This is a genomic window from Georgenia sp., from assembly GCF_054605595.1.
The window spans coordinates 14,526-26,164 of the sequence record NZ_JBTSDU010000029.1 but is presented as its reverse complement, the minus strand read 5'-3'; the positions used below and the strand labels follow the sequence as shown (position 1 = coordinate 26,164).

Below are 11,639 nucleotides of genomic sequence, written 5' to 3'. Positions count from 1 at the left end.
GACGGCGGTGCGCCTGGCCAACTCGGCCTATGAGCACGCCGGCCGGGACCTGCGCGAGGCCGAGGAGCAGCTCGACGGCGCCACGGAGGAGGTCGAGCGGCTCGCCCGGCTGCAGGAGGACGCCACAGAGCGGCAGAGCGGTCTGCAGGGCCGGGAGCAGGCGCTTCGGACGAGCCCGGAGATGCGCGACGCCGACCGCCTGGACCAAGCCTCGCGCGAGGCCACCGAGACGGAGCGGCGCGCTGCCGACGCCCGGAGCGAGGCGGAGCGGGCGGCCGCGATGGCCCGCAAGGATAGCGAGCACGCCGCCGCCACGGCCCGCCGGCACGAGGAGTGGGCCGCCGAGGCCCGCCGGCACGAGGTGGCCGCCACCCGGCTCGCCGCGGCCGCCGGGCTCCAGGCGGAGCACCCCGCGATCGCGCGGGACGCCGACGCCGCGGGCCGGGCGCTGACCCGCAGGCGCGAGCAGCTCCGGCACGTCCGTCGGCTGGTCGACGCGGCCCACCGGGCCCGGTCGGATGCCGACCGCGAGCAGCGGGCCCTCGATGCGGCACAGAGCGACGCGGCCGCCCGCGCCGAGGAGCACTCCGCCGCGGGCGAGGTGGTCGCCGCCGCCGTGACGGCCTACCGCACCGCGGTCCGGGAGCACGTGGGCGCCCTGACCGCACTCGCCCTCGACGCCGGGGCGGACGAGCTCGCCGACCTGGCCGAGGGGTGGGCCCGCAGCATGTCGGGCGAACCGCCCGTGCCGACCGCGCTCGACCGGGCCGTCGCGACGGCGCTCGGGCGCACCGGCCGGGAGCGCGCCGACGCCGAGCACGCGGCGGAGCGGCTGGCGGAGGAGCTGGCCGGGGTCCGCGCGGAGATCGCCGGCCTGGAGGCCGGGCACGACCCCGAGCCGCCGCCGTCCCCCGGGCGGGACCACCGCGCCCGGCAGGGTCGGCTCGGTGCTCCGCTGTGGTGGCTGACCGACTTCGCGGACACGGTGCCGCACGCCGAGCGCGCCGGCGTCGAGGCCGCGCTCCAGTCGGCCGGCCTGCTGGACGCCTGGGTGTTCCCGGACGGCGCCCTGACGGCCGAGGACGACGTCGTGCTCGGACCGTCGGGACCGGACGCGGCGGTCTCGCTGGCCGAGGTGCTGGTGCCCGCCACCGGACCCGACAGTCCGGTCGGCGCGGACGCGGTCGCGGCCGTGCTCGGCCGGATCGGGTGGGGTGCGGCCTCGGGCGCCACCTGGTGGGTGGACGGCGACGGCCGCTGGGGCTCCGGGCCGGCGCGCGGTTCCTGGGCCAAGGAGCGGGCCGAGTTCCTCGGCGCCGGCGCGCGCGCGGCGCACCGGCGCCAGCTGCTCGCCGCGCTCCGCACACGGGCCGAGGACCTGCACCGTGAGCTGACGGCGGCGCGCGAGCGGGTGGCCGCGGCCGACCGCCAGGCGGAGCGGGTGCGGGATGAGCGCGCCGCCTACCCCGCCCGGCTCGAGCGCGAGGTGGGCCGGGCGCACGAGCACGTCGCCACGGCGCAGCGGGAGCTGGAGCGGGCCCAGGGCAAGGCCGCAGCGGCCCAGGACGCCTGGGAGCGCGCCGCCGCGGCGGCCACCCGGGCCGTCGACGAGCTGACCGACCAGGCCGCACAGCTCGGCGTCGGCACCACAGCCGCCGAGACCGAGGATGCCCTGGGCGCCGTGAACTCCTACGAGGTGGCGCTCATCGAGGCCCGCCGGGCGGCACGTTCGGCCGCGGACGCGGCGACCGCGCAGGAGCAGGCCGCCGAACGGGCCGGCGAGGCTGCCGAGGCCCTGGCGCGGCGCGAGACGGACCACCGGGACCTGCGGTCACGGGCCGCCGCCTTGCGGGCGAGGTACGAGGCGCTGCACGCCACCGTCGGGGCATCGGTGGCCGAGCTGCAGGCCCGGCTCGGTGAGACCACCGCCGCGCTGGACCGAGTGGCGGGGGAGCTCCGGGGGATCGCCAAGGAGCAGCTCACCGCCGCGGCGAGACACGGGCGCCTGGTGGAGAACGTCCGTGGCCTCGACGAGCGTCGCGAGGAGGCCGCGGTCACGCGCGAGGCGACGATCGAGGCGCTGCGGGTGTTCGCCGGGACCGGCCTGCTGCGGGTCGCGCTGCCCGACCTGGCCGTCCCGGCGACGGAGGAGCCGGAGGGATGGAACCTCACCGCCGCGCTGGGCCTGTCCCGCACCGCCGAGCAGCAGCTCCACGAGGTCGACGAGTCGGACGGCGCGTGGGGCCGTGCCCAGCAGCGTGTGTCCGGCGCGGCGACGGAGCTCGGCGCGCAGATGAGCCGGCACGGGCACACGGCCTTCGTCGAGCAGCACGGGGACGTGCTCGTGGTGCGGGTGCGCTACCTCCACGGCGAGGTCGACGTCGACCGGCTGGCGGATCGGCTGGCCGAGGACGTCGCGGAGCGGGAGCGCCTGCTCAGCGCCCGCGAGCGGGAGATCCTCGAGAACCACCTCGTCAACGAGGTGGCCGGGCACCTGCACGAGCTGCTGCTCACCGCCGAGGAACAGATCGACCGGATGAATCGCGAGCTGGCCGACCGCAAGACCTCGACCGGGATGCAGCTGCGGATGAGGTGGCGGGAACGCGGTGACGGTCCGGTCGGCCTGTCGGCGGCCCGGGACCTGATGGTCCGCTCCGACGCCACCTGGACGGCGCGGGACCGCGCCGCGATCGGGGACTTCCTGCAGGCGCGGATCGCCGAGGTCCGCCAGGCCGACCCGGCCGGCAGCTGGCAGGAGCACCTGGAGCAGGCGCTGGACTACCGGCATTGGCACACCTTCGTCGTCGAGCGTTGGCAGAACGGGACGTGGCGCTCGGCGTCCGGTCCGGCGTCGGGCGGCGAGCGGGCGCTGGCGGTCTCGGTGCCGCTGTTCGCCGCCGCCTCGGCGCACTACAACTCGGCTGGTGCCCACGCCCCGCGGCTCATCCTGCTCGACGAGGCGTTCGCCGGCGTGGACGACGACTCCCGGGCCAAGTCCATGGGCCTGCTGGCCACCTTCGACCTCGACGTGGTGATGACCAGCGAGCGTGAGTGGGGCTGCTACCCGCAGGTGCCCGGCCTCGCGATCGCGCAGCTCTCCCGCGTCGACGGGGTCGACGCCGTGGGCGTCACCCGCTGGCGGTGGGACGGTCGCCGACGCTACCGGGACGGTGAGGTGGACCCGACGGCACGGGCCGGTGAGGGGGCCACGAGCGCCCCCGACGAGGTGACCCTGTTCGGATGACGGAGGATGCGTCGGGGAGTGTCGGCGGTGACCGGGCCGCGCTGGACCGGCTGCTGGGCGTCCCCGAGATGGCCTGGCTCGTCTCCCGCGTCCGTGCGCGGATCCTCACCGCCGGTGACGAACCCCTGCGTGGCGTCGTCCGGCTGACCGACCCGACCGACGGGCAGCGCGCCGCCGCGGTGCAGCTCGTGGGACGGCCGAGGCGCCCCGCGTCCGCGCTGCGGGTGGACCTCGTCGTCGTCGAGGAGATCCTGCGCCGCGGTCCATGGCCCGCCGGCCTCGCCGACGCCGTGGAGACGGTGAGCGGGCCGGTGGTCGACCGGGCGGTCGAGCGGGCGCGGGAGGCTGCCGCCTGGGACGCGGCCCGTGCCGACCTGGTGCCCGCGACGGGCCGGTTCCCCGGGCTCGCCGCGTGGTGGGACACCTGGTGCAGGGCCGGTGGGCTCAAACGTGCGGCGGGGGCCGAGGCCGCCCGTACCTCCGCCTCGTCGGCACCCGCGACAGCCGCGCGCCTGGTGCGGAGCGTGGCCGCGGTGCTCGAGAGGCTGCCGGCCACCGAGCAGCCGCTGGCCATCCTGGCCCGGGAGGCGGTGGGGGACGCGCACGGCCTGGACGCGTCCCGGCCGCTCGGCCGGGTCGCCGCCGCGGTGGTCCGGGCGGCGTTCCTGCCCGGTTCGGCAGACGGGGAGTACTCGACCCGCGATGTCTGGGCGGCCGCCGGGGTCGTCCTGTCGAACGTGGCCTCCACCGCCCTGTGCCTGGGGGTTCCCGGCGCGGTACCAGCCGGGAGCGACGGTGGCTGTGACCGGTCGCGAAGAGCCACCGCGACCGCGCTGGAGGCGATGCGGGCGGCGCGCATGCCCGCGGTGCTGACCCTGGACCAGGTGCGTTCAGGCGGGGTGCGGACGTTGGTGCGCGGCAGCGTGATCCACGTGTGCGAGAACCCCACGGTCGTCGAGGTCGTGGCAGAGCGCTGGGTGCGGGCCGCGCCCGGCAGCTCCGGTCGCGCCGCCCCGGTGCTGGTGTGCACCTCGGGCCAGCCGAGCACAGCGGTGACCGAGCTGCTGCGGACGCTCGCCGCCGACGGGGCGGAGGTCCGGTATCACGGCGACTTCGACTGGGCAGGCCTCCGGATCGCCTGGTCCCTGAGGACGCACGTGGCATGGGTGCCGTGGCGCTACACGGCGGCCGACTACCGTACCGCCGTGCAGGACGGCCGGCCCTCGCTCCGGCTGACCGGGAGCCCGGCGCAGTGTCCGTGGGATCCGGCCCTGGCGGTCGCCATGACGGAGTGCGGCCTCGCCGTCGAGGAGGAGGCCGTGGCCGGTCTGCTGGCGGCGGATGTGCTGGCGCGATGGGCGTCCTGAGCCCCGGCCGTCCCGGCGGAGCGTCCCGTCGTCATCCATCGCCGCTCGCCGTCAGCCGGGAGCGGCGCCGGTCGCCTCTCGGTCAGTGCCGCTGAAGCAGAAGTTCGACGCGCGGTCCAGGAGGCCCCGATGGGTGCGTACGCCGCGCGGGCAGCCCCGGTGGGCCTACCCTGCGGGCACGGCCAGGGACACGGGTGTGAGGACCGGACCCGGCCCGCCGGCGGAACCGCCCGGACGTGGTCTCGAGGGGACGAGGGAGCGACGATGACCGACCATCCGACCATCTGACCGTGCAGCCTGCCCACCAGGAGGATCTCCTGGCGGCCCTGCACACCGACCTGTACATCGACGGGGACTGGCGGCCCGCCGCCGGCGGCGGGCGTTTCGACGTCGAGAACCCCGCTACCGGCGAGGTGCTCGCCACCGTGGCCGACGCCGGCCCGGCGGACGCCCTGGCGGCCCTGGACGCCGCCGACCGGGCCCGGGGCGCCTGGGCGCGCACCTCCCCGCGCGAACGCGGGGAGATCCTGCGCCGCGCCTTCGAGGCCATCACCGCCAGGGCGGAGGAGTTCGCCCTGCTCATGACCCTCGAGATGGGCAAGCCCCTGGCCGAGTCACGGGGGGAGGTGGCCTACGGCGCCGAGTTCTTCCGCTGGTTCGCCGAGGAGGCCGTGCGCGTGGCCGGGAGCTATGGCGCTGCCACCGACGGCACGTCCCGGGTGCTGGTGACGAAGCGCCCGGTGGGGCCCGCCGTCCTGATCACCCCGTGGAACTTCCCGCTGGCGATGGCCACCCGCAAGATCGGCCCGGCGCTCGCCGCCGGGTGCACCGTGGTGCTCAAGCCCGCGCACCTGACGCCGCTGACGGCGCTGGCGCTGACCGAGGTGCTCGACGCCGCGGGGGTCCCACCCGGCGTCGTCAACGTCCTCCCCACCTCCACGTCCGGCGCGACGACCGGGCCGCTGCTCAGCGACCCGCGCACCCGCAAGCTCTCCTTCACCGGCTCCACCGAGGTCGGCCGCACCCTGCTGAGGGCGGCCTCCCAACAGGTGTTGCGCACCTCCATGGAGCTCGGCGGCAACGCCCCGTTCCTCGTCTTCGCCGACGCCGCCGTCACCGGCGCGATGGCGGCGAAGTTCCGCAACGGCGGCGAGGCGTGCACGGCCGCCAACCGTTTCCTCGTCCACGAGACGGTCGCCGCGGAGTTCACCCAGAAGCTCCTGGCCCGGGTGCGCGCCCTGGTGGTGGGCCCCGGCACCGCGGCGGGCGTGACCCTGGGCCCGCTGGTCGAGGCCGCGCAGCGGGAGAAGGTCGCCGACCTCGTCGATGACGCCGTCGCCCACGGCGCCGGCCTGCTCGAGGGAGGGTCGGTGCCTGAGGGGCCCGGCTGGTTCTACCCGCCGACCGTGCTCGTCGGCGCCGATCCGGACGCCCGGCTGCACCGGGAGGAGATCTTCGGACCGGTCATCTCCATCACCATCTTCGACGACGAGGACGAGGCGGTCCGACCGGCCAACGACACCGAGTTCGGGCTCATCGCCTTCGCGTTCACCACGAGCCTGAACCGCGGTCTGCGGCTGGCGGAGGTCCTCGAGACCGGCATGCTCGGCCTCAACTCCGGTGTGATCTCCAACCCGGCGGCACCCTTCGGGGGCGTCAAGCAGTCCGGCCTCGGCCGCGAAGGCGCCCACGAAGGCATCGAGGAGTACCTCGAGACCGTCTACGTCGGTATCGCCGACCCCATGGCCTGACCGCTCGTCGCCCGCGCGGGCGCCTCGGGAGGGTCGGAGGGCAGCCGCTCCTCGCTGGAAAGATGCGCCCGTTGCGGGGAGCGTGGCGGCATGGGAGCCGTCCAGCGGGCCGAGCGGGGCTACCCCCTGGTGGCCGCGACCCTGTTCGCGGGGGTCGTCGGCGGTGTGCTCGAGCTCGCCGCCGCCCACGACGGCGTCCGGGTGCTGCTCCGCCTATGCGCTGGCCGTCGCGGCCCTGCGGCTGCGCGGCATGATCGCGGACCTGCGGACCGGCACGTACGGCGTCGACATCCTGGCCGTGACCGCCATCGTCGCGACCGTCGCGGTCGGGGAGTTCTGGGCCGCCGGGGTCGTGTGCCTGATGCTCGCCGGTGGGGCGCCCCTGGAGGACTACGCCGCCGGGCGCGCGCGCCGCGAGCTCGCCGCCCTGCTCGAGCGCGCCCCGCAGACCGCGCACCGCCTCGCACCCGACGGCACGGGCGTCGACGTGACCGTGGACGAGGTGCGCACCGGCGAGGCGCTGCTGGTCGAGCCCGGCGAGCTCGTGCCCGTCGATTCCGTGCCCGTCTCCGCCGAAGCCACCGTCGACGAGTCCTCCCTCACGGGGGACTCGCTGCCGGTCGAGCGCCGGAGCGGCGACGCCCTGCCCTCCGGCTCCGTCAACGGCGCCGCACCGACCACCGTGCGGGCCACGGTCGTGGCGGCGGGCTCCCAGTACCAGCCGCGCGCCGGACCGCGAGGCGCTCAGGAGCCGGTGAGCGTCAGGACGATCAGCACCACGTTCAGCAGCGTCACCACCGCCACGATCGCCGTCATCGCCCACCGCACCGGCGGGCGGTTCGCAGCCACGCCCATGAGGGTGCGGTCGCTGGTCAGGCGCAGCAGCGGCACCAGCGCGAAGGGGATCCCGAAGCTGAGCACGACCTGGCTGACGACCAGTGCCCAGGTCGGGTCGATGCCGGCGCCGAGGAGCACCAGTGCCGGGACCATCGTCAGCAGCCGGCGCAGCAGCAGCGGGATCCGCCGGTGGAGCAGGCCCTGCATGATGGTGGCGCCGGCGTAGCTGCCGACGGAGGTCGACGCCAGGCCCGAGGCGAGCAGCCCGAGCGCGAAGACGAGGCCGATCCTCGGGCCCAGCGCCGTGATGATGGCGGCGTGGGCGCCCTCGATGGTGTCCGTGCCGGGGACGCCGCGCAGGCTGGTGGCGGCCAGCAGCAGCATCGCGATGTTGACGACGCCGGCGACGCCGAGCGCGGCGAGGACGTCCCAGCGTGTCACCCTCAGCAGGTGCACCCGTCCGGCGTCGGAGGTGGCGCGCCCGTGCCGGTCGCGGGCGAGGGCCGAGTGGACGTAGATCGCGTGCGGCATCACGGTCGCGCCGAGCATGCTCGTGGCCAGCAGCACGCTGTCGGTGCCGGCGAAGCGTGGGACCAGCCCACCGACCACGTCACCCGGGGCGGGCGGCGCGACGACCAGCCCGGCGAGGAACCCGATCGTGACCACGGCGAGCAGCCCGATGATGACGGTCTCGAAGCGCCGCTGGCCGTGGCGGTCCTGGACGGCCAGGAGCAGCATCGAGACCGCGCCGATGATCACCCCGCCGAGCAGCAGTGGGAGGTCGAAGAGCAGCTGCAGGGCGATCGCGCCGCCGATGATCTCGGCCAGGTCCGTCGCCGCCGCGACCACCTCCGCCTGCCCCCAGAACGCCAGCCGGCCCCGGCGGCGCAGGCGTTCGCCCAGCAGCTCGGGCATCGTGGCGCCGGTGACCAGGCCGAGCTTGGCGGACTGGAACTGCACGAGCACCGCCATGAGGTTCGCGATGACGAGCACCCAGACGAGCAGGAACCCGTAGCGCGAGCCGGCCGTGATGTTCGCGGCGACGTTGCCCGGGTCCACGTAGGCCACCGCCGCGACGAACGCGGGACCGAGGAGGGGGAGGGCCCGGCGCGGCCGCGGCGGAGAGGCGAGGACGCGTACCACCACATTTCCCTCATCCGAAATAATATTGTTCGGGTCACCGAAATGGTGCCAGGCCCCAGTCAAGCACAGTGCGGCGACGGCGTCACGCGGCGTTCCGCCCGCCGTCGCGTAGCGTGGCTGTGTGCGTGAGGAGCTGACGACGGCGAACCAGGACTACCTCAAGGTCATCTGGTCCGTGCAGGAGTGGACCCAGGATCCGGTGACCACCTCCGTGCTCGCACGGCGGATCAGCCTCTCGCCGTCGACGGTCTCCGAGGCCGTCAAGAGGCTCACCGCGCAGGGGCTGCTGGTGCACGCCCGGTACGGGGCGATCGAGCTGACCGCCGCCGGCCGGGCCGCGGCGCTCGGGGTGGTGCGCCGGCACCGGCTCATCGAGACCTTCCTCGTCGCCGAGCTCGGCTACGGCTGGGACGAGGTGCACGAGGAGGCCGAGATCCTCGAGCACGCCGTCTCCGACCGGATGATCGACGCCCTGGACGCCCGCCTGGGCCACCCCGAGCGCGACCCGCACGGCGACCCGATCCCCACCCGTGACGGCGAGGTCCCTGCCCCGGCCGCCGTCCAGCTGCACCTGGCCGAAGGGGGCGCGCACGTGCGGGTGGCCCGCATCTCCGACTCGGACCCCCAGGTCCTGCGCTACTTCGCCGACCTGGGCGTCGCCCTGGACACCGAGCTGCGGGTGCTCGAGCGCCGCGCATTCGCCGGCACGCTCACCGTCCGGGTGGTCGACCGGCCCGAGAGCTTCGAGGTCGGCCTGACCGCCGCCGAGGCGGTCTGGGTCACCCGCGCCTGAGCGTGCCGGGCCGAGGGCGTCAGCCGCGGCCGGTGAAGCGGTCCATCGAGCGGTGCACGCCGAACGTGCGGGCCAGCCGGTCCCACGCCCGGGCGGGCAGCACCCCGCGGGCGGCGCGGGCCAGGTGGACCGCGGCCGGCGTGATCACCAGGGGGCGCCCGGCGAGCATGGCCCGCCACGCGCGGTCGACGGCGACCTCGGGGCGCAGGGTCGGCGTCGCCACGACCCCGCCGGCACCCGCGAACATGCCGGTGCTGACGTAGGAGGGGCAGAACGTCGTCACGCTCACGTGGTCGTGCCCGGCCTGCTCCAGCTCCAGGCGCAGCGTGTCGCTCCAGGTCATGGCCGCGGCCTTGCTGGCGGCGTAGACGCTCATGCGGGGGTTCGGCACGATCCCGGCCGCCGAGGCCACGTTGAGGATCCGCTTGGCCCGGCCGTCGTCGTCGATCATCGCCGGCAGGAGACGGGAGACCAGGCGCATGGGGGCCAGGGTGTTGACGAGCAGGGTCTCCTCGGCCGCGCGCGGGTCGAGCTCCCAGAAGTAGCGGTTGGAGGTGATGGTGCCCGCGTTGTTGACCAGCACGTCCGGGGCCCCGTCCCGGGCGAGGACGGTGCGGGCGGCGTCGTCGAGGGCGGCATGGTCCGTCAGGTCGACGACGTCGGCGCGCACCGTCAGGCCCGGGCGGGCGAGCTCGGCGGCGACACGGTCCAGCGCCGCCCGGTCCCGGCCCCACAGCACCACGGTGGCGGCGCCTTCCGCGGCCGCCCGCTCGGCGAAGAGGCGCCCCATGCCCCGGGTGGCCCCGGTGACCAGGACGCGGGCGCCGTGCACGGTTCGGCTCACGACCCACTCCTCATGTCAGATCCAGCTCGGCAGCCACATGTGCAGGCGCCAGAAGTCGTAGGGGACGGTCATCCCGGTCCACACGGGCCAGAAGAAGGCCGACACGACCACCGCCAGGGTGACCACGACAGCGTAGAGCACCCGGGCCCGGCGGGTCAGGGTGACCGAGCCGTCCTCGCTCAGCCACCGGGCGCTGCGCGACGTGGTCAGCCACCGGGCGCTGCGCGACGGCGCGGCGCGGCCACCGGCGCCGTCCTCGTCGGTGACGGCACCGGTGGTGACTGCGCTGGTGGTGACGGCGCCGTCCTCGCCGGCGGCGGCACCGGTGGCGGCGGCACCGGTGGTGATGGCGCTGGTGGCGGCGGCGCCGGGGGGCCCGGTGGGTGGGCGGATGAGCCCCATGGCCCAGCCGAGCACGTACGTCAGGCACAGCACCACGAAGGGCACGAACGCGACGGAGTAGAACGTGAAGATCGTGCGGTGGGCGTAGGCGAACCACGGCAGGTACATGGCGGCGTAGCCGGCGAGGATCGCCCAGGCGCGCCAGTCGCGCCCGCGCACCGCCAGGTGGAGCAGGACGAGCAGTGCGGCGGCGGCCAGCCACCAGATGACCGGGTTGCCCACCGAGGTGATGGCCTGGACGCACCGGTCCGCCCCGCACGCCTCCGGCGGAGGAGGGGGCTTGGACCAGTAGAACGACGTCGGCCGCAGCTGCAGGATCCACCCCACCGGGTGGGCCGCGTAGGAGTGCTCGGAGTCGAGGTTGTTGTGGAACGTCCATATCGACAGGTGGTACTCCCACCAGGAGTTCAGTGCGTCCGGCAGCCACCCCCGCGGTACGGGATCCCCCGCCGCGCGCAGGTCCGCCGCCCACTGCCGCTTGTAGGCGCCCGGGCTGGCGAACCAGGACCACCACCCCGCCACGTACGTCACGGCCGCCGTCGGCACCAGCGCCAGGAACGCGGGGATGCCGCCGCGCAGCACCCCGGAGGCGAACCACGCCCGGCCGCCCACGGACCGCCGTGCGGTGGTGTCCCAGACGTAGACCAGGACCCCGAACACCGCGACGGCGTACAGGCCGGACCACTTCACCCCGGTGGCCAGGCCCAGCGCGACACCGGCGGCGACGAGCCACCACCGCACCCCCGGCCGGGGCCCCAGGCCTAGCCCGGACGCCGGCCCGGTGGCCAGGCGCTGCGCGGTCAGGTGCGCCAGGCGGGCACGGCTCCACTCCCGGTCCGTCAGCACGAGCGAGAAGCCCACCAGCACCCAGAACATCAGGAACACGTCCAGCAGCGACGTCCGCGACTCCGTCAGGTGTACCCCGTCGATCGCGAGGAACAGCCCCGCGGTGGTGCCCAGCAGCGGCGAACGGAACAGCCCGGTCGCGAGCCGGGCCAGGACGAGGACCGACAGGGTCCCGACGATCGCCGCGGAGAACCGCCACCCGGCCCCGTTGTCCGCGCCGAACAGCCGCAGCCCGACGGCGATCATCCACTTGCCGATCTGCGGGTGGACCACGTAGTCGGCGTCGGTCGTCAGGTCCGAGAAGTCGCCCTGGATGAACCGGTCGTTGGCGTCCTCGGCGGGCCAGTCGCCCTCGTACCCGAGCGTGAGCAGCGAGTAGGCCTGCTTGACGTAGTACGTCTCGTCGTAGACG

General features: G+C 75.3%; 7 protein-coding genes and 1 pseudogene. 5 read left to right on the top strand and 3 right to left on the bottom strand.

All coding sequences use genetic code 11. The annotated features are described in order from the left end of the window. From ACYC1Z_RS05665 to ACYC1Z_RS05650, 4 genes and pseudogenes are all read left to right on the top strand, one after another. Positions 1 to 3,244 (top strand): TIGR02680 family protein (locus ACYC1Z_RS05665; RefSeq protein ID WP_461408565.1); only part of this gene is annotated, 3,244 nt, incomplete at its 5' end. Further along, complete coding sequence (locus tag ACYC1Z_RS05660; RefSeq protein ID WP_461408564.1) at positions 3,241 to 4,611, top strand: TIGR02679 family protein; 1,371 nt, start codon at positions 3,241 to 3,243, stop codon at positions 4,609 to 4,611. The genes ACYC1Z_RS05665 and ACYC1Z_RS05660, both read left to right, overlap by 4 nt. Before the next feature lie 290 nt (positions 4,612 to 4,901). After that, complete coding sequence (locus tag ACYC1Z_RS05655; protein WP_461408563.1) at positions 4,902 to 6,362, top strand: NAD-dependent succinate-semialdehyde dehydrogenase; 1,461 nt, start codon at positions 4,902 to 4,904, stop codon at positions 6,360 to 6,362. Positions 6,363 to 6,612: 250 nt separating this feature from the next. Beyond that, positions 6,613 to 7,071 (top strand): annotated as a pseudogene (locus ACYC1Z_RS05650) (P-type ATPase); the annotation flags it as partial. Positions 7,072 to 7,106: 35 nt separating this feature from the next. On the opposite strand, the gene ACYC1Z_RS05645 reads toward ACYC1Z_RS05650, so the two are convergent. Further along, entirely contained in the window at positions 7,107 to 8,345 is a 1,239-nt protein-coding gene (locus tag ACYC1Z_RS05645) for an Nramp family divalent metal transporter (RefSeq protein WP_461408562.1), read from the bottom strand. 118 nt (positions 8,346 to 8,463) lie between these two features. On the opposite strand from ACYC1Z_RS05645, the gene ACYC1Z_RS05640 reads away from it, so the two are divergent. Beyond that, a complete protein-coding gene (locus ACYC1Z_RS05640) occupies positions 8,464 to 9,135 on the top strand; it encodes a metal-dependent transcriptional regulator (RefSeq protein WP_461408561.1) in 672 nt (223 codons plus the stop codon). Between the two features lie 19 nt (positions 9,136 to 9,154). Here the strand turns inward: ACYC1Z_RS05640 and ACYC1Z_RS05635 are convergent, their stop codons facing one another. Together ACYC1Z_RS05635 and ACYC1Z_RS05630 are read right to left on the bottom strand one after the other, a co-directional pair. Beyond that, entirely contained in the window at positions 9,155 to 9,979 is an 825-nt protein-coding gene (locus ACYC1Z_RS05635) for an SDR family NAD(P)-dependent oxidoreductase (RefSeq protein WP_461408560.1), read from the bottom strand. 15 nt (positions 9,980 to 9,994) lie between these two features. Then, on the bottom strand, positions 9,995 to 11,639 hold a 1,645-nt coding region (locus ACYC1Z_RS05630; RefSeq protein WP_461408559.1), incomplete at its 5' end, for a dolichyl-phosphate-mannose--protein mannosyltransferase.